General features: G+C 62.1%; 15 protein-coding genes. 6 read left to right on the top strand and 9 right to left on the bottom strand.

Features of this window, described 5'->3' with window-relative positions:
• Positions 1 to 111 precede the first annotated feature (111 nt).
• Positions 112 to 675, bottom strand: a complete 564-nt coding sequence (locus tag QZY48_RS22980; RefSeq protein ID WP_295435473.1) for a plasmid pRiA4b ORF-3 family protein — start codon at positions 673 to 675, stop codon at positions 112 to 114.
• A gap of 38 nt (positions 676 to 713) precedes the next feature.
• A complete protein-coding gene (locus QZY48_RS22975) occupies positions 714 to 3,713 on the bottom strand; it encodes a type I restriction endonuclease (protein ID WP_295435471.1) in 3,000 nt (999 codons plus the stop codon).
• Positions 3,714 to 4,048: 335 nt separating this feature from the next.
• On the opposite strand from QZY48_RS22975, the gene QZY48_RS22970 reads away from it, so the two are divergent.
• Positions 4,049 to 4,312, top strand: a complete 264-nt coding sequence (locus tag QZY48_RS22970; protein ID WP_295435470.1) for a hypothetical protein — start codon at positions 4,049 to 4,051, stop codon at positions 4,310 to 4,312.
• A 197-nt stretch (positions 4,313 to 4,509) separates the two neighbouring features.
• Entirely contained in the window at positions 4,510 to 4,785 is a 276-nt protein-coding gene (locus tag QZY48_RS22965; RefSeq protein WP_295435469.1) for a toxin-antitoxin system HicB family antitoxin, read from the top strand.
• Positions 4,786 to 5,679: 894 nt separating this feature from the next.
• On the opposite strand, the gene QZY48_RS22960 is transcribed toward QZY48_RS22965, so the two are convergent.
• The 3 genes from QZY48_RS22960 to QZY48_RS22950 all read right to left on the bottom strand — a co-directional run bounded on the left by QZY48_RS22960 (position 5,680) and on the right by QZY48_RS22950 (position 10,044).
• Positions 5,680 to 6,636 (bottom strand): hypothetical protein, encoded by a 957-nt coding sequence (locus QZY48_RS22960; protein ID WP_295435467.1) that lies wholly within the window; start codon positions 6,634 to 6,636, stop codon positions 5,680 to 5,682.
• A gap of 476 nt (positions 6,637 to 7,112) precedes the next feature.
• Entirely contained in the window at positions 7,113 to 9,506 is a 2,394-nt protein-coding gene (locus tag QZY48_RS22955; RefSeq protein ID WP_295435465.1) for a class I SAM-dependent DNA methyltransferase, read from the bottom strand.
• 286 nt (positions 9,507 to 9,792) lie between these two features.
• Positions 9,793 to 10,044 (bottom strand): ribbon-helix-helix protein, CopG family, encoded by a 252-nt coding sequence (locus QZY48_RS22950; protein WP_295435463.1) that lies wholly within the window; start codon positions 10,042 to 10,044, stop codon positions 9,793 to 9,795.
• A gap of 272 nt (positions 10,045 to 10,316) precedes the next feature.
• Here QZY48_RS22950 and QZY48_RS22945 point away from each other — a divergent pair, with 272 nt between their 5' ends.
• Entirely contained in the window at positions 10,317 to 12,362 is a 2,046-nt protein-coding gene (locus QZY48_RS22945; RefSeq protein ID WP_295435461.1) for a bifunctional serine/threonine-protein kinase/formylglycine-generating enzyme family protein, read from the top strand.
• 111 nt (positions 12,363 to 12,473) lie between these two features.
• The gene (locus QZY48_RS22940; RefSeq protein ID WP_295435460.1) at positions 12,474 to 13,922 is read left to right on the top strand and encodes a DUF1566 domain-containing protein; all 1,449 of its coding nucleotides are present in this window, start codon (positions 12,474 to 12,476) and stop codon (positions 13,920 to 13,922) included.
• Here the strand turns inward: QZY48_RS22940 and QZY48_RS22935 are convergent.
• The 4 genes from QZY48_RS22935 to QZY48_RS22920 form a co-directional block, all read right to left on the bottom strand.
• The gene (locus QZY48_RS22935) at positions 13,919 to 15,166 is read right to left on the bottom strand and encodes a TIGR02270 family protein (RefSeq protein WP_295435459.1); all 1,248 of its coding nucleotides are present in this window, start codon (positions 15,164 to 15,166) and stop codon (positions 13,919 to 13,921) included. The two genes, QZY48_RS22940 and QZY48_RS22935, sit on opposite strands and share 4 nt — an antisense overlap.
• A gap of 200 nt (positions 15,167 to 15,366) precedes the next feature.
• Entirely contained in the window at positions 15,367 to 17,463 is a 2,097-nt protein-coding gene (locus tag QZY48_RS22930) for a hypothetical protein (RefSeq protein ID WP_295435458.1), read from the bottom strand.
• Between the two features lie 30 nt (positions 17,464 to 17,493).
• Complete coding sequence (gene tssI / locus QZY48_RS22925) at positions 17,494 to 19,734, bottom strand: type VI secretion system Vgr family protein (protein WP_295435457.1); 2,241 nt, start codon at positions 19,732 to 19,734, stop codon at positions 17,494 to 17,496.
• Positions 19,735 to 20,067: 333 nt separating this feature from the next.
• Positions 20,068 to 21,075, bottom strand: a complete 1,008-nt coding sequence (locus tag QZY48_RS22920) for a sulfate ABC transporter substrate-binding protein (protein ID WP_295435456.1) — start codon at positions 21,073 to 21,075, stop codon at positions 20,068 to 20,070.
• A 204-nt stretch (positions 21,076 to 21,279) separates the two neighbouring features.
• On the opposite strand from QZY48_RS22920, the gene cysT reads away from it, so the two are divergent.
• Positions 21,280 to 22,137 carry a sulfate ABC transporter permease subunit CysT gene (cysT, locus tag QZY48_RS22915; protein WP_295435455.1) on the top strand — a complete coding sequence of 286 codons (858 nt, stop codon included), beginning with the start codon at positions 21,280 to 21,282 and terminating at the stop codon, positions 22,135 to 22,137.
• Entirely contained in the window at positions 22,137 to 23,048 is a 912-nt protein-coding gene (cysW, locus tag QZY48_RS22910; protein WP_295435454.1) for a sulfate ABC transporter permease subunit CysW, read from the top strand. Before cysT ends, cysW begins: the two co-directional genes overlap by 1 nt.
• Positions 23,049 to 23,194: the final 146 nt, after the last annotated feature.

The raw sequence follows: 23,194 nt of genomic DNA, 5'->3' as shown, positions 1-23,194 counted from the left end.
GCGGGCGCTCCGCTTCCTGTATTAGAAATGGACGCGGAGCGCCTGCCAGTGCTCCCCCGCAGGAGCGTGGGAGCCAGCGTGGCTTAACTCAACGGCATTGAGCTGGCGCCCTCACCGGCAATACTCAAGCAGTAGCGCATTGACCTCGTCGAGATCAAAAGCTTGAGGATCGAAGTCGCCGCCGACCCATTCTTTATACTCTTCATGCTCCGGATGTGTCGGATCGCCCAGCGCGTCAATGAATCCGTAGTAACCGGGAATGCCCCCGACGTCTTCCGGAGGACAGGCGCCCTTGCCCTTGATGCAGCACGGCAGGGTTGCGTCCGGGTCGCCGGGCAGGATCTTCTCCAACGTTATTTTATGCTCCCAACCATCGCCGAAATCGTATTCGTAGATGATCGACTCCTTCTCTTGCCTCAGCAGTTGGTTGAGCTTGTAGCGTCGCTCGTCCATGATTTCCATGAAATCAGAATCAGGGTCCGGCGTGCCATAGTAAACCCGGCCGACACGGAACTGATGTAAATGGGAGTCGGTCCACCCCATGACGATCTGGATGACCTGATGGAATTTCGGCAGCGGCACAGCGCCGTCGATGAGCACGCGGCGCCAGATCGGCGGCTTTGTACCAGCGAGGCCGATCTTGATCTGATAGATTGCTTGAGCGCTTTTTGCCACGTTTCTTACTCCCGATGATGACTGAGTTGGTACTGATGTCAAGCCGTTTCCTGGCTGCCGGGTTGGTAGGTGGCCGCGAACACGCTCTCCGACAGCCAGTCCCGGAATTGATCATCGTCCTGAAACCTTTTGAACAACTCCTGGTGGTCGGTGAACATGCCGAGGATCACCTGACGCAGGGCGGTATCGTGCTCGATCCGGGCCTTGTCCCGGTTGGCGTTGTGCATGGCGTTGCGGTAGGCACTATTGCCTGCAACGTAGGCAGGTATTTCTTCCGCAATCACCTTTGCGATCCGGTCGCGGTCCTCCCAGGCAATGTTACCCCAACGTTCGTTGAACTCGCGCAGGATCTTGCTCAGCCGCTCCAATTCAGGGTCTGGTTGGCGCCCACCGCCCCGCTCGTTATAGGGGTCCAGGGTCCCGTCCGCGTCCTCGAGCTGGAGCGATAAAGTCGCCTGCATCTCCGAGCGGTAGCTGTCCATGTCCACCATCGCGAGGATGTCTGCTTCCCGGTCTTCGTTGAGCGGCGCGGGCAGTCGCGGCAGCAGCAGGTGCAGGAAGACGGAAAGCTTCTCCCAGGAGGCGCGGCTGAAGGGCAGGATGGCCGAGAGGAAGCCGTAGGTCCGCAGAAACGCCTTGGCCTTGCCCTTGAAGTCGATCTGCGCATCGGCGTCCAGGTCCGCCAGGTAGCGTTGGCGGCAGCGATCCAGGATTGGGTCCAGACGGTCGCGCCGGGCATTCGCCAGATAGCGTGTCACCAGTTCATCGATTTCATCCTGGGTGTAGACCTGATGGCGGTCCAGGTCCGCCTGGAGGTCGTGCAGCCGATTCGGGTGGGTGCCCCCACTCAGGATGGTGGTGCGGTAATAGGGCTGGAAGGCGGCCTGGATGGTATCGGCGTCGTTGTAGAAGTCCAGAACGCAAGTATCCAGCTTGCCCGGGCAGGCCCGATTGAGGCGCGAGAGTGTCTGCACCGCCTTGATGCCCGCCAGTTCCTTGTCGACGTACATGGTGTGCAGGAGCGGTTCGTCGTAGCCGGTCTGGAACTTCTCGGCGACAATCAGAAACCGATAGGGGTGCTCCCGCACCTTGAAGCGTATCTGGTTGGACGGAAAACCGTTGATGCCTGACTCCGTGACCTTCTTTTCCTGGTATTCGGGCTCACCGGAAAAGGCAAGGATCGCCTTATAGGGGCTCTTGCGGTCGATCAGGTAGGCACTGACGGCATAGTAATAGTCGATGGCCCGCGCGATCCCGGCCGTGACGATCATGGCCCGCGCCTCGCCGCCGAGTTTGCGTCGCGCAATGACCTGATCGAGGAAGTGGTCGACCATGATCTCCGCCTTGATACGGATGGCTTGGTCATGGCCTTCCACATAGCGCCGGAGCTTCTTCAGTGCCTCCTTCTTGTCGAAGAGCGGGTCCTCCTCCAGGGTGGCGGCCAGCCGGTAGAAGCTCGGCACCGGGGTATAGTTCGCCAGCACGTCCATGATGAAGCGCTCCTCGATGGCCTGCTTCATCGTGTAGCTGTGGAAAGGCTCGAAGCACTCCTTGCCGTCCCTCATCACGCGCTCCCCGAAGACCTGGGCGGTCTTGGGTTTGGGCGTGGCGGTGAATGCGAAATAGCTCGCGTTCGCCAGCATCTTGCCGGACTCCATCAGGCGGTTGATGGCGTCCTCCATGGTCTCGGCCTCGACCTCCTCCCCGTCGGGGGACAGCGCCATGTTCATCTGTGTCGCCGCCCGCCCACCCTGACTGGAATGGGCCTCGTCGATCAGGATGGCGAAGCGTCGGCCGCGGTGTTCGGCGCCGAGCTCGGCCACGATGACCGGAAACTTCTGCACCGTGCTGACGATGATCCGCTTGCCGCTCGCGATGAAGCGCCGCAGGTCCCCGCCGTGCCGCGCGTGTCCAAGGATCGACGATACCTGGGTGAACTGCCGCAGCGTATCCCGGATCTGCCGGTCCAGTAGGGTCCGGTCCGTCACCACTACCACCGAATCGAACAGCGGCGCGCCCTCGACCTCCAACTCGGTGAGTTGGTGGGCCGCCCAGGCGATGGAGTTGGACTTGCCGCTGCCGGGCGAGTGCTGGACCAGATAGCGATGCCCCACCCCCCGGATGCGCACATCCGCAAGCAACGCCCGGACTACGGTGAGTTGGTGATAACGCGGGAAGACCTGCTTACGGTGCTTCTTGCCCGTCCGCTCGTCCTTCTCCTCCACGATCTGGGCATAGTGTTCCAGGATGTCGGTCAGGCTGGCGCGGGTCAGCACCACCCGCCACAGATAGTCGGTCTTGATCCCCAGGGGATTGGGCGGGTTGCCCGCACCGTCCTGCCAACCCTTGTTGAAGGGCAGGAACCAGGAGTCCTTGCCCTTCAGTTCGGTGCAGAATTGCACGTCTTGGTCGTCCACCGCCAGGTGCACCAGACAGCGGCCGAACTGGAACAGTCGCTCCGCCGGGTCCCGGCTGGTCTGATACTGCAGGACGGCGTCCGCCGTGTTCTGTTTGGTGAGGCTGTTCTTCAACTCGAAGGTCACCAACGGCAGGCCGTTGATGAAGAGCACGAGATCCAGGGCCAGGCGGGTGGCGTTCGGACTGTAGCGCAGTTGACGGGTGACGGTGAAGCGGTTGGCCGCGAACCGGGCGACCGCCTGCGTGTTGTCCGGCGATGGCGTCACGAAGTAAAGCTCCACCTTCTGGGATTTGTGATGGATGCCCCGGCGCAGGACATCCACGACGCCACGCTTGGCGATCTCCCCGGTGAGCCACGCAAGAAATTGGACCCGCTCCGGACCCGGAGTGGCGATACCCAGTTGCGCGAACACCTTGGGTTGGGTCTCGGACAGGAAGGCCAGCAGTTGCCTGAGGTCGAGTGCGTGCTCGCGGTCGAAGTCAGCGGCATCGCCCAGCAGGTAGCCGCCTCCGCCGTAGGTGCCGCGGACATCCTGGGCGTCCCGGGAACTGGGTTGCTGCCCGGTCAGGAACTCGACGATGAGCGACTCGAGACCTCGTTCAGTGGTGTCCGTCGCCATGGTGCCCCCTCCGGTCTACCCGTGATTATGTACACATCAAATGCCGATCGGCCTGGCGTTCAGGCATAACAGCTTATGTCAGTTGATTTTTTCCCCGACGGAAAATCAGTTTTCGGCGGCCCGGGAGCGTTGCGTCAAATACCCGTCAAATGTGGATGCGCTGCCCCTGCCGCGTCGAAACGGGGCGCCAGCCACTGATAATACTCGGTTGCTCGTTCCCAAACTCTGAGGCTGGTCAAGTAGTCCCGGATCTGAAAACCCTCGGTTGGACCGGCTGGCTGACAGCACACAAGCGTGTCTACAATAGGGTACCTAAATTTACCCCAGAGTAGGCCATGGACTTTGTAACCGTGCGCGAGTTGCGGTCCGCGTCCGCCAAGGTGTGGGAGCGGCTCGAGGCGGGCCAGGATTTGGTCGTGACCCGCAACGGCCGGCCCTTTGCCCTCCTGGTGCATACGGCACCCGCAGACATCGACGCAAAGCTCGCGGGTTTGCGGCCAGTCGGTCAGGCTGATGGGGCACGCTGCCGCGGCAGTTTTTCGCTGGCACTGCTGGCCCCGGACCTGGAGTGCGACGATGCGCTGTTCGCTCGCGACTGACCATGCGCATCGTTCTGGACACCTCGGTCTTGGTCGCCGCGGCGCGCTCGCGGCGGGGTGCGAGCTATGCCCTCGTGTCGTCCATTCCCAGTCTGCGATATTGTGACCCATAACATCGCTGACTTTCGCAACGCTGCCGACTTCGGGGTTGCGCCAATCAGGCCCGGCGATTTTCTCAACCTGCTAAGGAGCGCGTCATGACCTCCCTCACGATCAGCATCCCTGACTCCTTGCACAAGAGCATACAAGCAATTGCCCTCAAGGAGGGGATTTCAGTCAATCAATTCATCGCCAGCGCGGCCGGTGAGAAAATGGCATCGCTGTTGACGCTCGATTATCTGCGGCAAGAGGCGGCAGCCGGCCGGCGCGATGACTTTGAGCGCTTTCTCACGGCGGTTCCGGACCGAGAAGCGGACCCTGGTGATGAACTCGGAACGGCATTGCCCAAGAGCGTTGGGGCCACGCCCGACTAGGCCCTGATCATCGTTTCGGCCGGCCCGGGCCGGACTCCAAGGCTTCAGCCTTGGATGTATAGGACCAAGGCTGAAGCCTTGGACTCCAGAAGGTGGCCGCTGGCCGGAACGATGATCAAAGCCTCCGAGTAGCCGCTCCGCCTGTATCAAGCGCGGTTGCCCGGTCTGCTCCCGGATGATGCCGGGCGGCGGCCTGGTCGAGGCGGAGATAGCCGGATCAAGCGCGGTTCCCCGGTCTGCTCCCGGATGACGGGTCTTGCGTCCCGACCCCAACGGGGTCACACATACCAGCCCAGGGCAACGCCCTGGGTATAAGGTATAACGGGGCTTAGCCCTGAAAGGGCGTGACATGAGGATACCCGCCGTTATGTCGCGCCCTTTCAGGGCTCGGCCGATTGAACGACGCGATCCCAGGGCGTTGCGCCTTAAGTGGAAGTGGGATTTATTTCACGCAAAGACGCAAAGACGCAAAGACGCAAAGTTTTTCAATGCTATTTATCTGACGAACGGCCCACCTGCCGGGTTGCGGGATCATTGCCTTGAACGCTCTTTCTTCTTCGCGTTCTTAGCGTCTTTGCGTGAGCAATTATCGGATTCACTTTCGCGGCGCACAGCCCATCCTACGGCTGGTTCCCAAGTGCCGACACCGGGCAAGTATTCGGCGTAGGTCGGGTTAGCGAAGCGTAACCCGACAGTCCGGCGCCGCATGTCGGGTTACGGCGCGCGTTAAGCTCTTGTTCTTTCATCAGGTGCCGTGCCACGCGCGCCTAACCCGACCTACGGGATCCCTCGCAATAGAGCGTAGCGGCGAATAGGTTCACAATCTCCCCGAGCAGGAGCGACATCCACCGAACCCCGCGGCGACTGGGAACCAGGGTTGCCGGAAGACTTCGGTCATTCCTCGTCCAAGGCCTCGGCAGCCTCCAGCAGGTCGGCATCGTCGGCGTCGTCCAGGTCCGCCTCCGGGTCGTCGGCGTCCGAGTCCGGCAGGGGCGGGAGGGAGACCCCGCGCACGTCGAGTTGGCCGGTGACCACGTCGGCGATCAGGCGGGTGCGATATTCTCGCAAGAGCAAAATCTGGCGCTCTGCTTGTTCCATTGTGCTGACTATGGGTGCCAGACGCTTTTCGATTGAATCCACCATGGCCTTCTGTTCAGGAATAGGGGGCACCAATATACGCCAAGACTTGATGTGCTTTTGTGCAATCTTTGGCATTGTTCCACTCGCCCCCTGGGCAGCGCGCTCGATTTGCCCTCGACCCAGGGGTCCAAGGAATTGAAACATCAGCAGTTTCTTGTCGATAGCGTTGCCGTGAATTGTCAGGCGATAGATGAGATCGCAGAGAATCGTTCTCGGTCGGACAGCATCAACGATACAAACGTCACCGACTCGCTCGCGAGTATTGGAACGGGTCAAGAGGAAATCCCCAACGCGAACTTCAAGCCTCGTCGGCACATCGGCTGCCCGAGAAATCGGCTTAATCGCACTCGCCTTGAAAGTCCCTCGCTTGACGGCCGAGAGCGTCAGGACTCCCCATTGGTCGTCCGCGAAATCGCCTTCAGCCGCGACCGGACTCCAGCCTTGTTCTACATTTTCCAGTAATCTTCCTAAAGCGACAATATCCCAATGGGCAGGAACATCTCCGAGCCATTTGACCCCGGAAGACTTAAGCGCAACGCTTGAATCTAGACCGTGAGTGATGACGCTGTGAATGATGCCCTGCTTCTGTTCTTCCAGCAGGCCGATCAGCCGCCGCTTGGAACCGATTAGGCGGTTGACTCGGCGATCAAAGTGCATAAGAAAGCCCGCTATTGGGCGAATATCTTGCGGCGGCGGGAGCAGCATCGGCATGTCCAAGAATGATTCGTCCGTCAACTGGAGTCGCGAAATCCAGATGCCCTTTGACCGGACATGTAACTCCCAGTCGTACACGGAGGAACGCAGCAAATAGCCCAGAAATCCGGAGTAACCCTGCAAGGCCGGCTTCGGCCGATAGACGCCGTATGCTGTGCTGACAATACCGTGATGTCGCGAGAAACCCAGGCCGCCGGCCTAGGCCCAGAGACTATTGATCACGAGGTCGCCAGGCCAGCAGAGTTTATGGCCAATGTACGATTGCGCCTTGAACATCGTGACCTGTTGGCCGTGCCGCGGGACGACGCCGTGCTTGGAGGAGACGGTCAGAAGCTCTTCGTGACCACTGGCGGATCTCCTGTCGACTGGTAGGAAGACGGCTTTAGCTCGACGGACAGCCCATTGCTCGGGAATACGCTTGACCCAGGACAGACCCGAGTGCTTATACGCCGGGTACGACCCCAACCGCAGGCTCACGTTCTCGCCTCGTCGTCATCGGTATCGATCAGGATGTCCCCCAACAACCCCACTGTCCGCCGCTCCTCCGCCTCAATATCCGCCCGTATCTCCGCCAGCGTCCGCAACGCCTTCGGCCGATAAAAATACCGGGTAAAACTGATCTCATACCCGATCCGCGTCGCGGGTCCGTCCAGCCAGGCGTCCGGGCAGTGGGGCAGGACTTCGCGCTGAAAGAACGTCTTGATGCTACAATCGGCCCATTCGCCCGGGGCGGTCTCCTCCAGAAAGGGCACCTGCTCGGTGTCGCGCAGTTCCGGGTCCGGTTCGTATTCGACGATCGCCGGCCGGGCGGCGCCGGGTGCGCCGGTCTCGACCACGTAGAGCCCATGCAGCGGATCGGCGACCGCCCGACCCGGCTTGTAGAGGGTCTTGATGACCGGCGGGGCCTCTTCGTCGCGCCAGCTCAGGGCGGCGATGAGGCGCTTCTTGTCGGCGGCGCCGAGCTTGATGCCCAGCCGGGCGATGGCAGCGTCCAGGCGGTCCCGAAAGAGGTTGTGGTCCGGGTACAGGTCGTCGCCCATGGCCTCGTGGAGCTTGCGCACGGCCCGCAGCAGTTCCCGGTCCCGCGCCCAGGTCTTGGGGTCCAGAAGCCGCTTGCGGCGTGGCTCGGGGACGGCGGGCCGGCGGTTGGTGCCGGCCGACTCGGCGTCCTCGTCGGCGTCGGCACTGTCCGCGGCCTCGCCGATCAGCGCGGCTTCCACCTGATCCCGAACCTTCGGCCAGTCGTCGTAGAGGTCGGCACCGAACCGGGCGTAGAGGGTCCGGCGCCACTCCTCGTCACCGCCGGCATAGCGCAGGGCCTCGACCGCGGCGCGGGTGAAACGGCTGCGCAGGCGCAGGGGGCGCTCGACCCGGACCTTCCAGTAGCCGAAGGCGCGATTGGGGAAGACCTTGCTCTCGGCACCGTCGGTAAAGGCTTGGTAGGTCTCGATGACGCGGGTGATGTCCTGCGGCCCCAGTTCGCATCCCTTCTTGCCCAGGTTCTTGCGCAGCGGGCGGGACCAGCCGGTGGCGTCGATGAGTTGGACCCGGCCGCGGCGGTGCTCGGCCTTGCGGTTGGACAGGACCCAGATGTAGGTGGCGATGCCGGTGTTGTAGAAGAGGCTCAAGGGCAGCGCGACGATGGCCTCCAGCCAGTCGTTCTCGATCGCCCAGCGGCGGATGTTGCTCTCCCCGGAGCCGGCGTCGCCGGTGAAGAGGCTGGAGCCGTTGTGGACCTCGGCGATACGACTGCCGAGCGGGGTGTCGTCCACCATCTTGGCGAGCTTGTTGGCGAGGAACATCAACTGGCCGTCGCTGGAGCGGGTGACCAGGCTGTAGTCGGCATCCCCGGCGTGTTCGATGATGAAGCGCGGGTCCTGCAACTCGGTCTTGCCGCCGAGCCGCTCCAGGTCGGTCTTCCAGCTCTTGCCATAGGGCGGGTTGGCGAGCATGAAGTCGAAGCGCTGGCCGCGGAAGGCGTCGCTGGACAGGGTGGAGCCCAAGACGATCTGGTCGGCCTGCTCGCCCTCGCCCTTGAGCAGCAGGTCGGCGGTGGTGATGGCGTAGGTTTCGGGGTTGACCTCCTGGCCGTAGAGCCGGATCGAGACCTGCTTGCCCTGGGCGCGGGCGAGCCCGAGGAGTCGGTCTTCCGCGACGGTCAACATGCCGCCGGTGCCGCAGGCATCGTCCAGGACCAGGTAGGTGCTGGATTCGATCCGGTCGGCGATCGGCGCGAAGATCAGCTCCGACATCAGGCCGACCACGTCGCGCGGGGTGAAGTGCTCGCCGGCCTCCTCGTTGTTCTCCTCGTTGAAGCGGCGCAGCAGTTCCTCGAACACCGTGCTCATGCCGTGGTTGTCGAGCGCGGGGAGGCGTTCGCGCCCGTCGGCGTCCAGCACCGGGCTGGAACTCAGGTTGATGTCCGGATCCAGGAATTTATCGATCAGGGCGCCCAGGATGCCGGCCTCGACCAGGGTGGGGATCTGGTTGCGGAACTTGAAATATTTGAGTATCTGCTGGACGTTGGGCGAGAAACCGTCCAGATAGCGCTCGAAATCGGCCTTGAGTCGCTGGGGGCTGTCGCGTCGCGGGATGTCGTCGAGGCGGAAGGGGGAGGCGTTATAGAAGGCCTGGCCCGCGACCTCCCTGAGTTTGGCTGACTGATTGGCGACACCGGCCGCGTCCAGTTGCCGATGCATCGCGAGCACCGCCGCCTTGGTCGGGCCGAGCACGACGTCGAGCCGCCGGATGACGACCATCGGCAGGATGCAGTCGCGGTACTTGCCGCGCTGGTAGACATCGCGCAGGACATCGTCGGCGATGCCCCAGATGAAGCTGACGAGTCGATTGTGTTGGGCGTGGTCCATGAACCGAGGTTTCCTGCACTTGGGCGCACGGGAACTTAAGCCATGCACGACGCGATCGGGTGATGTGAACGGCCGATTATATCGTCTGGTAAGCCCCTGCGCGCAGGTCGGGTTAGCGCAGCCTAACCCGACCTCCGGCGCCACCGCGTCGGGTTACGGCGCGCCCCAACCGACTGAGCGCAAGAGGGCACCGTGCCAGGCGCGCCTGACCCGACCTACGGTGCCCGGTCCGCACGCGATGAGGGAGGCGTCCGAGCCGTCGAAAAGCTTGATCAGCGTGCCGCTGTCAACGACGATGCGGGTCACGGAACCGGTCCCGCAGGACCTCTTTGCGGTGCACGCTTCGGTCCGTGTCGCCGCTCGCATAGCGCCCGAAGACCGCCTTGCCGATGGCATAGGGAGTATTCGGCATATCGGCGGCGGCGAGTTTCTCGCGGATGGCGTCGCGTACGAACTCGGACAGGGGCACGCCGCGGCTCAGGACTTGTCGGCGTAGGGCCGCCTCGGTTGCGGGGTCCAGGCGAACGGAGATGGTCACGCCAAAGGCTCGCGGTGCAGAATTATCCTAGTAGGTTAGGTCTCCCCACGGTCTTGGTCAAGGGGCTGCCCTGCCCGGCGCGCTTGAAGCGTCGCGGACAAGCCGCCTCCGTGGTAGCCTTTCCTTATGACAGCCAAAGACAGCATCAGCCGCGATATCCGCCGCCGCGTGACGGCGGGCTTGGTCCGGCATCCGCCAGGGATCTGCGGCCACCCCAGTGCGGAAGACGTTTCGTGATTGCGCCCGCGGGTCCGGACGTCGAGGCCCCGGCAGTGTCGACCAACGCGCGTCTCATCAACCGCGGCATCCCGAAGGGCACGCTCCTGGCAAACACCTACCTGGTCGAGGAGCCTCTTGGCAGCGGCGGCATGGCGGAAGTCTATCTCGCGCGCCATAAGACCCAGCACACGCTGCACGCGGTGAAGGTGATCCACGCCTCGATGGAAGGCAACACCATGGCCACGGATCTGTTTAACCGAGAGGCGAGGATACTGCAAGACGTGAACCACGACGCCGTCGTGCGTTACCAAGGGTCGCCGCTGGACGCCGAGGGCCACGTCTTCCTGATCATGGAATATGTTCAAGGCATCTCGCTGTCTCAACGCCTGAAGGAGCGCGCCTTGACGGCCGAAGAGGTCATATGTCTGCGTGATCGTCTGTGTGCCGGACTCGCCGAAGTCCATCGCAAAGGCGTAATACACCGGGACCTCTCCCCGGACAACGTGATACTTCCGGCAGGGCGAATCGACGCCGCGAAAATTATCGACTTCGGCCTCAGCAAGTCCACCGATGCGGACCAGCAGACCATTCTTGTCGATACCTTCGCCGGCAAGTACCGCTATGCCTCGCCCGAGCAATTCGGGCTCTATGGGGGCGAAGTCGACAGTCGCTCCGACATTTACAGTCTGGGTCTGACGTTGGCCGCCGCCGCCCGCGGCCGACCTTTCGAGATGGGCATGAGCCTGGCGGCAGCGAGAAAGTGCCGCGAGCGTGTGCCTGACCTGTCACAGCTTCCCCCGGAGGTCTCCGACTGGTTGCGCGCAATGCTCGAACCGAACCCTGCAAAGCGGCTTCGCAGCGTCGAGTTGATCTCGCGAACATCACCACGTCGAACGACCTCTTTCCCCTACTTAAGACTCCTGCTGGTCCTCGCACTTATCGCGGTGTTGGCATGGCTTGGGCACGACTGGATTACCCGGCAAATCCTTGGCCCCAGAACCCCGGAGATTGGTCCGGCCCAGCACGCCAGTGCGGATGTTCTTGGGCAAGGTACGGCAGCGGACGAGCCGGGCCGGCGGCTAGTCTCGGTACCCGTCTCCCCTGCACCCCCATCAGGGCCTCCCGCTTATCACGATAACGCACTGGTCGCGGTGACCGCTGCCACTGCGACTGGCGATGGTGACCCCGGGGGCAATGGGAGTGTCCAAGGTGCAGTCGATACTGTGCCGCCGCGGCCAGCCACTCCGTCCCGGCCTGTTCCGATGATGGTCACGTTGCCCGCCGGCTGTTTCAGTATGGGCAGCGGCAGCGATGCCGAAAGCTATCCTGACGAATCACCGCATCAGGTGTGTGTGCAGCGATTCGGGATCGCGCAGCACGAAATCTCGCTTTCCGAATTTAAGTGGTTCGTCGAGGCCACCGGCTACCGTACCGCTGCGGAACGTGCCGATCAAGTCACCGCGGGCTGTTTTACATTCCTTGAGTCTCCCGCGTCCAAGAACTGGGGCGTATTCGTCACTCATCATTGGCAACATCCAGGTTTTCGCCAGGACGACACCGAGCCCGTGGTCTGTGTAAACCTCGTGGACACGCAAGCCTACATTGACTGGTTGAACGGTATAACCGGTCGCCGGTTCAGATTGCCCACCGAAGCGGAGTGGGAGTATGCCGCCCGCGCCGGTACGGCGACCCGTTATCCCTGGGGCGATGCGCTGACGTGGGTCTCCGCCAATTTCTCGGACGCCACCAGGCCGCCCGATCAAGAACCGGTCCGAGATGGGTTTGACTATACAGCGCCGCGGGGCCGATTTGCTCCCAACCCTTGGACACTGTATGACATGCTGGGCAACGTTAGCGAGTGGACCTGCTCACTATATTCCGCCGGCTACGACGGCTCGGAAAGCCGCTGCGCGCCTGAGGGCTCAGGAGCCGAACGGTTCGCGACGCGCGGCGGCAGTTGGTCGGACCCCGCAAAGTGGCTGCGCGCGGCGGCCCGCGAGCCGCTGCCGCCTCTGGAGCGAAGGAGTACTCTGGGCTTTCGGATTGCGGAAGACCTCGATGCCCGGCCGGATCCTGGGCAACCGCATTCTGAGCCATAGCATCGGCACGCAGCGCGAACGTCGGCCATCCCCAGACAAGGACGCCCGCCGCCCGCACGCCTTTAGTAACCGCCTCGATCAAGCAAACAGTGACTGGGAGAGCCTGCCGTCATGACCTACATCAGCCTCGTCAAACGCTTCGGTATCATACTGTGTCTGATCACTGCCGCGTGTTCTGCTGCATCCCATGCCGAGGATAGCGTGCGCGTGGCACAAGACCGTCTGCGTACCCTAGGTTACGACCCCGGCGCCTCAGATGGGGTGTACGGTGACAAGAGTCGACAGGCCGTCCATCGCTTTCAAGCGGATCGGAAACTGAAACAATCCGGCGAATTGGATCGGGAAACCGCTGAACTCCTGCTCGCCGATCTCGTCCTTTACACCCAGAATTTCGATCCCTTTCACTATGCCAACCCGGTGACCGGGGAGTTGGATGGGCCTGCCGTTCAATTGATCAAGAAGACCTGCGCGGACGCACGGCTGCGGTGTGTGCTCAGACTCGGGGACAAGAGTTGGGAAGAGACTCAGAAGCAGGTGCGAGACGGCAGCGGCGACGGGCTCTTCCTGATCGGCTGGGACGCGAGCCGCGCCGAGTATCTCCAGCGCACCGAGGAGATCCTCAGCACCGAATACGGGTTCTTCGTGCGCGCTGATGATCCGCTGAACTTCACGGGTCCCAAGGCCCTGGACGGCTACACCGTCGGTGTCTATGGCCCCTCCAACACCTCAAAAACCCTCGATAAGATCACGGTCGGACTGAGGTCCGAAGGGATCCGCCTGGATAAGGACTTGCAGAAAGACAGCGATCCGGTATTCCGCGCGCTCAGTACAAGTAAGGGTAAGTATGCGGTGTTCTCCAACAAGGATGTCGGCAACTCCATCATTCGGCGGCTTGGTCTCGAGAACATCAGGTACGCGGGTCAGCAGCAGTGCGTGTCGTACTATGTGGGTATTACCAATCGGCTCAATAACACCGACTTCCTGGACCGGTTCAATACCGCGTTCAGTCAGATTGCGCTGAGCGGACTGAAAAGGACCATCCTGGCACCGTATGGTGTCTCCGCTGACGCCGGGGCCTGCGGTAAGCCGACCCCGGTTCCGGCGACGCCGTTGCCGACTCCACCAAACCCGGTCACGCCGCCCGCGCAGGACTGCGTGGTCAAGGCGTCCGGGGATGACGCGGTGGTGGTGTGCGGCAAGTCTTGCATGACCTGGCAAAAATCGGGGTCCGAGCGGCCCCTGACCTGGCATGATGCCTCGGGGTCTTACCTCGCTGACCTTAACGCCCGGCGCTTCGGTTCCGCCTCGGACTGGCGCCTTCCCACCAGTGAGGAGATAAGGACACTGATCAGGCAGGATCTCTCGCCGAAGAACCGCATGTTCCTGATAGATGGCTTCGACGCCACTCAGACCGACTGCTGGACCGCGGATCGGCGCACGGATGGCGGGCAGAACGCGGCAGACTATGTCGATTTTTTTGAGGGCAAGATCGGATCAAAGAGCGCAACAGACACCAATTACGTCCGGGCCGTGCGCGGGACCTTCTGTGGACACCGTTAAGGGTCCCCTGGTGCCCCTCCCGGCCAGAGCGCAACGGTCGTCTCGACGCCGAGTTGCAGGATGTCCGCGATGTCGAGCAGGTCTCGCTGTTCAGAGACAGGCGCATGGACCGCGAACAGCGGCATACCAGTCTGGATCAGCCCAAGTTCCAGGGCGGCGGCACCGCGCTGACGCTGATAGCCAGTGATCAGGACGTTCCTGCAGTGGTCTGGCGTGATGGGGTGGCCCAGCAGGTAACGGGTTCCGCGCTTGTAGTGGCCAAGGTTGGCGTGCCACCAGGCGCCGATCGCCTCCGGGTCTGGCCAGGGCAGGCCCCGCTTGGGGTCCAGCGGTTCGGCAGGAGGCGCTGCCGCCGGTTGCGCGAACCCATGCTCGACCAGATCGAGCCCGGTGATCAGGGTGAAGGCCTCACCCGCCGCCCGCGCCACCGCGCAATCCTGCATGAGCGTGAGCAGCCAAGGGATTTGCCAGGGATCACCGGCCGCGCCGATGCCGATGATGGCGTCGGGCGAAGCGATGGACTGGTCCTTGATCCTGTCCAGCCACCGCGCGCGTTGCGTGGCGTTCAAGACGCGCGGGAGGAGCGATATCGCCTGCTTCCGCAGTGCGCAGTCGCTCCCGGCGATCTCGATCAGACGCTCCAAACACGGGCCCCGTTCCCCCAAGCGAACGGCGGAGCAGACAGCCGTAAAGCGCCAATCCGGCGATTCCGTCGTCAGGTGTTGGCGCAGCGAGTCTAGCAGGTCGCGGCGCCCAAGTTCACCGGCGGCCTTGAGCGCACAGGTTCGGTGCTCTGGGGCATCGCTCTGCAGGGCGGCGGTCAGGTAGTCGCCGACATCGACGCGCCGGTAGGCGCAGACCGCAAGCGCGATACGCTGATGGAGAGTATCCCTGGACGCCAGGAGTTGGAGCAGGTGTTCCTTGATGCTATCCAGTGGCAGCCATGCCAGTGCCTCGACCAGCGCACCGATGGACGGCTCATCGGGACCAATCAGTTCGAGCAGGAAGCCGCGCCAACCTGCGGGGGCATCCTCGCTGAAGGCGAGTACCGCGGCCGGGAAGAGGTCGTGCAGGGAGTATTCGGAGCCGCTGAGGCGCTGCTCCACCGCGGCCCAGGATTGTGCGCACTTCCAATGCAGGGCGTCCACCTGGGAGTTCAGCAGGCCATCCAAACGGGCCAGATCGCCGAGGGTGAAATAGGGGGCGGCGATGGCGAGTTGGCGTCTTGTCCATGATGCTTGCACTTGGCCAATGCAGTTGGTGATGCTGTTCCTTGCGCGACCATGCGGCAGAATCGGCATGTTCGCGTCATTCACCCCGTACGTCTTCAGTATTGGGAGTCCAGATATAGCGATGAACTGCATAGCTTCGCATAGCACATCGTCCCTGACTTTACGGGCGTAGTCTCACTGATTGATCAATGGCCAACAAGCTGAGAAAAAACCTACTTCGCGTTACGGCTTTCCCGCGTTGGCACAATACTCTGGCTAAAATCTCTGTAGCTATCTGGGTTGACTAGCCTTTGCTCCCTGTTTATCGTGGCGTATTGTGGAGTATACGCATAATACTCCCTATCGCTCACAGGCGTGAAGATCCCGGCCGCGTGAGCAGATTCGTGCACAAGGATTCCGGCCCGGGTTGAATCGCCGACCCCAAAGTATTGGTCTCTGTTGATTTCAACGTAATGCCCGCCTCCAGGCCACAATGACGATCTTGTAGTAGCGATCGGCGCCCTTTGCTCCTTGGAGCCTGCGTTTAGAACATAGTAGTGAGCAGCATCGATTTTCTGACCCATACTTTCGTAATTATTTATTAATCTAGCCATGTCCTCTTTGCTGCTGCTATCCACATTAAACTTCTCGCCAATCAGACGGTCTGTTTGATTGGCGGAACTCGCGTTCTCCAGGTATTCGATGGAACTCTCTATCATGTATTTTGCCTCATCGCGATCTTTTTGGATTGTCAGTTTTTCCTCGGGGCTCGCATCGCTAATTCTAGCATTTATTGCCACCCTTCGATTGTAGTCCTCAGGGCAATCTTCCCCTCTTTGCATTCTGTTAAGGTCTTCATCCGGGCCGTTACCTGGACTTCTTCCTTGTAACTCACTTGGATCTTCGCAAAGGTTGTTACTCTTTTGGATTTCGCTAGGCTCACGCGCGCCAATCTTATGCTGTTCAACCCCTTTATCTTCTCTTGTTGAAACATGCTCTTGGTCCCCGCTCTTACCACCGGAACGCGCTGACGCTTTCCCAAGGTTAGCCGCTGTAACCGTGGCATCGTCAAGTGAGACAGGCAGAATGAACGGAACAACCGGAGGCGAAATTCTCGCCGATGGCCCACCAATCAAAACCGTCGTTGCCCCATTCAATAGGCCACTCGGTATCGCTGTCGCACTGGTTACACGAGCTACCGGTAGCCCGCCCACGAGCACCTTGGTCGCCCCTTCAAGGATGATCTTTCTTGACGGTTCGAGCAAATCTTTGATGCGGGCAATCGGCTTTCCTTGCACCAGTACCGTCGCCAAACCGGTCGATATAGCATCCACCTTATCATCCTTGGAACCGACGTGTGCTGCCGCTAGGACAGCGCCGGAGTTCATCCCATTAAAGAAAAGATCAAGCTGCTTTCCAAACTCCGTCAAGCTGTTGCCAAAGCGGTCGCTGGCGTTATCCATCGCAGTGCTGAGTTGGCCGGAGACCGCATCCTTCAGCAGAAACTGGGCCTGCCCAGTGATATAGTCCTTGATCTTGTCCATAGCCTGCATCCCGTATTGGTGGGCAACCTGCTCCAGGGTGCTGGAGCTGTCATCCACCTTCCAGTCATCGGTCAGGGCGCTGAGCCCCATGCCCACCAGATTGCTTGCGACCCCGTCGATGGCATTTCCGGCCAAGCCCCCGGGAAAACCGTACTCAGGTCGTTCGGACAGAATGCTGTCTATTCCCGGAATGGCACCGGGTGCCGGCGCGGCTGCACCGCTTCCGAACAAGCCGCCAAGCAGGCTGTCGGCGTTGTTCAGTGCGGCATTGACGGCTTGGCCGGCGATACCCCGAAACTCTTCGGGTACCTGATTCAGCGCGAGACCGGTCAATTGTGACTGGAACTGTCCCAAGAGCGCCGCATTCAGCGACTCGCCCTTAGCCACGCTTTCCGCGAAGGCCGTGGTTAGACCACCCACCAGTGCTATCGAATCAGGGGAGGCGCCCCCCCGGGGCGGGTGGCCGCCGCTATTCGCAAGGGTGGTGGCCGGGATAAAGCCGCTTTGACCGATCGTCGCCGGTGTCGCGAGCATTGCGCCGGTGATGTAGGGCAAGGCCACCGGTGCGTCGCCGGTGGTCGGCAGGACCAGATACTGATTGCCCTGGTCGTCGGCGAAGACCTGCCGAATGGGCAACTTGGGGGACGGCAATTGCGCGGGATCGAAGGTCCCGGAATCCACGTCTTCGAGCAGGCGGCGGACGCTCGCGGGGTCGTCCAGAAATCGTTCGGGCGGCAGAAAGTCAACGCCTGCGAATTGCAGCCTGAGCGAGTCCTTGGTCCCCATGGTTCTGATTCTCAGCCGTCGTACCGAAGCTCACTCATTGATCTTGACGACCGGGCCCATCACCAGGGTCTCACTGGAACTGACCAGTTCCGCCTTGCCGCCCTCGAAGTGCCCGAGCGAAGTACCGACGATCCGCGTGATGCCGCCGTTGACCAGATTGATCGCGCCGGTTGTCATCATGACGGCGGCGCCGGTCACCGTGGTAATCGGCGCTGCCACATTGATGTTGACCGTTCCGCCGACCGTAATCAAGGAGCCGGTGATGGTTATCACCCCCGCCTGGTTCATATGGATCGAGGCCGCCCCGCATTTCAAGGTGATCGAGGTCCCCGCCGTGATCACCTTGTTGGTGCCGATGGTCTCGGTAGAATTGTTGCCGACGGTGACCGTTTCATCAGTGGTGATGTTGACGGTCTCGTTGTTGCCGACAGTGCGCGTCACATCATTGCCGACCTGAGACGTTTCGTTATTATTGACGGTGGCGTCCTTGTTGAATTGTGCATGGATCCGCATCAACTCCTGCCCGCGGGTGTCATCCATGCAAATCTCGTTGTAACCGGAGCCCCCGCCCGGCGCCTCGGCAGGCGGATGCAGGCGTAGGGCGTCCTTGGTCTTCTGCGCAATGGCTTGGGCCGCATCGGGTTCAAGGGCGTGACTTGCGAATCCCTGCGGGGCGGAATGCCAAGTGTCCCCGCTGGCGGATGCCAGGTCCGACGCGAGCGCCTTCGCATCGCCCCAGGTCTCGCGTCCGGCGGCGGCATGAGAAGCAGCGGCCTTGCCGGCGGGGAGTGGCAGCGGAACCTGGCTCTCGCGATAGGCGATCTTGCCGGTAGTGGCGCTCTTCATGCCACTGACGACCGCTCCCGCCGGCAATGGGTAGGGGGGCAGATTGACGCCGTTATAGAGCCGACCCGTAATGATCGGCCGATCCGGATCGCCCTCCAGGAAGTCGACGATCACTTCCTGGCCGATCCGGGGAACCGAGATACCACCCCAGTTCTTGCCCGCCCAGGGTTGCGAGACGCGAATCCAGCAGGAACTGATCTCGTTGGATTCGCCGTAGCGGTCCCAATGGAATTGGCACTTGACGCGCCCGTGCTGATCGGTCCAGATTTCCTGACCCTCGGGACCGACCACGGTTGCAGTCTGCGGCCCCTGAACGAGCGCCTTAGGCGTGACCCGGGGCGGACGGTAGGACTCCCTGGGGTCCATGGCAGTGAACCGGCAGTCGCACAGCAGTCCCGACGGCTGACCCTCTGGACGCGATTCGTAGTCATCGGCGTCGAGGCCGATGGTCGTTGCGGTTAATAGATACCTGCGGTTCTGATCCTGCCGGGGGAAGTGGGTGAGCGAGAACAGCCGTCCGGCGGCGAGACCTCGCGCATCGGCCTGCCCCTCGACGACTTGATGTTGTGCCCGGAGTTCTTCCAGGCGCACCCGCGCATAGGTATGTCCCTGCTCGGACTCAGTATAAGCCCCGGGATAATCAAAGACTTCATAGCGGTCCAGCGCATGGTGACGCGGTACCTCCAGACGCCGATAGAGATCCTTGCGCGGGGCGGTGAAGTCGAAATCGGTGTGGGCATAGGCGCCCGGTTGAACCTGCTGGGTCAATTCCCAATTATAGATGCGCTCGACCTGGCGGCCTGCCTCTATACCGGGCGGCAGGAAACGCAACTCACTGTAGCCGGGGAAGGATTCATGCGCCGCGGCGGAATCCGCCAGGATCAGAATATGTTTATCCGCAGCGTGCTCGAAATGGTAGTAAATGCCTTCCTCTTCCAACAGGCGACTTACGAAATCGAACGTCGATTCCCGGTATTGAACGCAATAATCGCGCGGTGGGTATTGCTCACTGAGCCGTGTTTGAAAATCGCCGAAGCCATGTTCCCGGAAAATCGACGTAACGATCTCCGGCACCGCCATCTGCTGGTAAATGCGGCAATCCCTGGTACGACTGAGAAACCACAACCAGGGTCGGAGCGTTGCCTGATAGACGGCGTAACGGCCTTGCCCCCGGACTTGCCGAAATTGGCTCACCAGGCCGTGAAAATAGCGGATGCCTTCTTCCTTGGGCAAGTCGAGTCGAACCACCAGGGGTTGCCCAAGGACATCGTTGAACACAATGTCCATGTCTTCGCTGAAGAGGTCGAGACGGTATTCAAAGGGGCGACTGAGGCATTCATCCGCCGTCATGCGTCTGAACAACAGGGCATCCGCACCCAGGGGGCTGTTGACGGCAATCGCTCGGTGTTTCTGAGTGGCGGCCATGCGTGCGGGTCCCGGACTCTGCGATCAATCGGGGTGTCGGATCGTCATCGCGATCCTGATTGGTGCGGCGGATCGTCAAACAAAAATCAATTATCCGCGCGCAGATTTCTGGCTAAGTCTAGCCGCCGGCGATGCGCTCGTCAAGCTCGTGTACGATCGAGACGACGGATCCTGGGGTAGCGAGTGGCTAGCAACCGCGGAGCGGCGGTAGTCGAACTGGGGAGTGCGGAGCCGCCTCATCTCTCGCCCCTTCGGGATGTGGCGGGGCCGGGATCATGGCAATGACCGCCGGATTTACCCGGGGGCAGGTCAGCCCGACCTGCCCCTGAGCAGTTACTTCGGGTTGTAGATCTGATCGAACAGCCCGCCGTCGGCAAAGTGCTTCTTCTGCGCCGCGGCCCAGCCGCCCAGGTCGCCGATGTTCACGAGCTTGATCTGGGGGAAGCGGTCCTTGAACTGGGCGGCGACGGCCGGATCAGTCGGGCGATAGAAGTTCTCGCCAGCGACTTTCTGGCCCTCGGGGGTGTAGAGAAATTCCAGATAGGCGGTCGCGGCCTTGCGGGTGCCCTTGCGGTCGACGTTCTTGTCGACCACGGCGACCGGGGGCTCGGCAAGGATGGAGAGCGAGGGCGCGACGATCTCGAACTTGTCGGCGCCGAACTCCTTCTGCACCAGGAAGGCCTCGTTCTCCCAGGACAGCAGCACGTCACCCAGACCGCGTTGGACGAAAGTGGTGGTGGAACCGCGGGCGCCGGAGTCCAGCACCGGGACATTCTTGTAGAGGCTCACGATGTAGTCCTTGACCTTGGCCTCGTCACCGCCGAAGTGCTTTTCCGCCCAGGCCCAGGCCGCCAGGTAGTTCCAGCGCGCCCCGCCGGAGGTCTTGGGGTTGGGGGTGATGACGCTCACCCCGGCCTTGGCCAGGTCGCCCCAGTCCTTGATTCCCTTGGGATTGCCCTTGCGCACCAGGAAGACGATAGTGGAGGTGTAGGGTGAACTGTTGTGGGGCAGGCGCTGCTGCCAGTCCTTGTCCAGCAGGCCCTTCTCGGCGATGGCGTCGATGTCGTAGGCCAGGGCCAGGGTCACCACGTCCGCGTCCAGCCCGTCGATGACCGCCCGCGCCTGCTTGCCGGAGCCGCCGTGGGATTGCTGGATGGTCAGTGCTTCGCCCGCCTTGGCCTGCCACGCCTTGATAAAGGCCGGGTTGACGACTTGGTAGAGTTCCCGGGTCGGGTCGTAGGAGACGTTCAGCAGCGTGGTCCCGGCCGCCGCGCCGCACAGGGGGGCGAGCCCCAGGACGGCACCGAGGATCAGGGACCGCAGATGGATGGGGTCGGTCATGTGGATAGATCTCCTCAAGTTGATGAACCTGCATTGGAACGCGCCGCGACGCGGAGCCGAACCAACAATTGCTGCGAACTTTAGCGGATTTCTGCGGTTCCAGTTGGTTTCGCGCTTCGCTAAGCTAGGCTCAGACTGACCGCCCCTGCCCAAGCCCGAGGCCCTCTGTATGATTCCCTCAAGACCCCTGTCGGCGCGGCACCGATGAACGCCGCCGTCAGCTTTTTCAACCCGACCGGCCAGACCCGGGTCCTCCCGGGCTTCGGCCTGTCGCTGGGTTACACCCTGATCTATCTGTCCCTGATGGTCCTGCTGCCGCTGGCGGCGGTCTTCATCCAGACCACGACCCTTACCTGGGCCGAGTTCTGGGCCATCGTCACGGCCCCGCGGGTGGTCGCCACCTACAAGCTCTCGTTCGGCGCCGCGCTGGGGGCGGCGGCCATCAATGTGGTCTTCGGGCTGATGTTGGCCTGGTCCCTGGTGCGCTACAGCTTCCCCGGCAAGAAGTTGGTGGATGCACTGATCGACCTGCCCTTTGCGCTGCCCACCGCCGTGGCGGGGATCTCCTTGAGCGCGCTGTGGGCCGGCAACGGCTGGCTCGGCGGGCTCTTGGAGCCCTTCGGGATCAAGGTCGCCTTCACGCCGCTCGGGGTGCTGGTGGCCCTGATCTTCATCGGGGTGCCCTTCGTGGTGCGCACAGTGCAGCCGGTGCTGGAGGACCTGGAGACGGAACTGGAGGAGGCGGCGACGAGCCTGGGGGCACACCGGCGCCAGACCTTCACCCGGGTGCTGCTGCCGGTCCTGATGCCGGCGCTGCTGACCGGCTTCGCGCTCGCCTTCGCCCGCGGGGTGGGCGAGTACGGGTCCGTGATCTTCATCGCCGGCAATATCCCGATGATCTCGGAGATCACGCCGCTGATCATCATCACCAAGCTGGAGCAGTACGACGAGTCGGGGGCCACCGCGGTCGCCGTGGTGATGCTGCTGTTCTCCTTCATGATGCTGCTGGCCATCAATCTGTTGCAGGCCTGGAGCGGCAAGCGCACCGGGAGGAACCGCTGATGGCATTCGCCGCGACCCTGCACGGGGCCAGTCCGATCGGGATCGGCGCGCACCGCTACGAGGACAATGCCGCCACCCGGGAGCAACCCTGGGTGCGGCGGCTGATCCTGGGCGTCTCTTTGACCTTTTTCGTCCTGTTCGTCTTCATGCCGCTGGTGGTGGTCTTCCATCAGGCCCTGAGCAAGGGCTGGGGGACCGCGCTGCGCGCCGTGACCGACCCCGATGCCCTGGCCGCGGTGCGCCTCACCCTGCTGGCGGCGGGCATCGCGGTGCCGCTCAATCTGGTCTTCGGGGTGGCCGCGGCCTGGGCGATTGCCCGCTTCGAGTTCCGCGGCAAGGAGCTCCTGGGCACCCTGATCGACCTGCCGTTCTCGGTCTCGCCGGTGATCGCCGGGCTGATCTGGGTGCTGATCTTCGGCGCCCAGGGGTGGTTCGGCCACTGGTTCATCGCGCACGACATCAAGATCGTCTTTGCGGTGCCGGGCATCGTGTTGGCGACGATCTTCGTCACCTTCCCCTTCGTCGCCCGGGAGCTGATCCCGCTGATGCAGGCGCAGGGCCGCGACGACGAGGAGGCGGCCACGGTGCTGGGCGCCAGCGGCCTGCAGACCTTCTGGCGGGTGACGCTGCCCAATATCAAGTGGGGCCTGCTCTATGGGACCATCCTCTGCAATGCCCGGGCCATGGGTGAGTTCGGGGCGGTGAGCGTGGTCTCGGGGCACATCCGCGGTCAGACCAATACCATGCCGCTGCATGTGGAGATCCTCTACAACGAATACAACTTCGCCGCCGCCTTCGCCGTCGCCTCGCTGCTGGCCATGCTGGCCCTGGTGACGCTGGCGCTCAAGTCCTGGGTGGAATGGCAGGCCAGGCGCCCGGTGGCATCACAGGAGACGATCGTCCGCAAATGAATAAGAAGAATCTCACGCAAAGACGCAAAGACGCAAAGGAAGAAAAGTCGTCAGGGAACGGTTCACCAATAAGTTGAACAAGTCCATCAGGGAATGCCTTTGGCGTCGTTGTCGTTGTCGTTGTCGTTGTCGAAATCGGATAAGCG

The sequence above is a fragment of the uncultured Thiodictyon sp. genome (assembly GCF_903828115.1).
In the GTDB taxonomy this organism is placed as follows: Bacteria; Pseudomonadota; Gammaproteobacteria; order Chromatiales; family Chromatiaceae; genus Thiodictyon.
This window is presented reverse-complemented; position numbering and strand designations above follow the sequence as displayed.

Excerpts from the sequence above, each read along its gene's own strand:
- QZY48_RS22930 (WP_295435458.1), bottom strand. The coding sequence starts at position 17,463 with ATGGGGACCAAGGACTCGCTCAGGCTGCAATTCGCAGGCGTTGACTTT.
- tssI (WP_295435457.1), bottom strand. The coding sequence starts at position 19,734 with ATGGCCGCCACTCAGAAACACCGAGCGATTGCCGTCAACAGCCCCCTG.
- QZY48_RS22970 (WP_295435470.1), top strand. The coding sequence starts at position 4,049 with ATGGACTTTGTAACCGTGCGCGAGTTGCGGTCCGCGTCCGCCAAGGTG.
- QZY48_RS22955 (WP_295435465.1), bottom strand. The coding sequence starts at position 9,506 with ATGGACCACGCCCAACACAATCGACTCGTCAGCTTCATCTGGGGCATC.
- QZY48_RS22975 (WP_295435471.1), bottom strand. The coding sequence starts at position 3,713 with ATGGCGACGGACACCACTGAACGAGGTCTCGAGTCGCTCATCGTCGAG.
- cysT (WP_295435455.1), top strand. The coding sequence starts at position 21,280 with ATGAACGCCGCCGTCAGCTTTTTCAACCCGACCGGCCAGACCCGGGTC.
- QZY48_RS22920 (WP_295435456.1), bottom strand. The coding sequence starts at position 21,075 with ATGACCGACCCCATCCATCTGCGGTCCCTGATCCTCGGTGCCGTCCTG.
- QZY48_RS22960 (WP_295435467.1), bottom strand. The coding sequence starts at position 6,636 with ATGCCGATGCTGCTCCCGCCGCCGCAAGATATTCGCCCAATAGCGGGC.
- QZY48_RS22940 (WP_295435460.1), top strand. The coding sequence starts at position 12,474 with ATGACCTACATCAGCCTCGTCAAACGCTTCGGTATCATACTGTGTCTG.
- cysW (WP_295435454.1), top strand. The coding sequence starts at position 22,137 with ATGGCATTCGCCGCGACCCTGCACGGGGCCAGTCCGATCGGGATCGGC.
- QZY48_RS22965 (WP_295435469.1), top strand. The coding sequence starts at position 4,510 with ATGACCTCCCTCACGATCAGCATCCCTGACTCCTTGCACAAGAGCATA.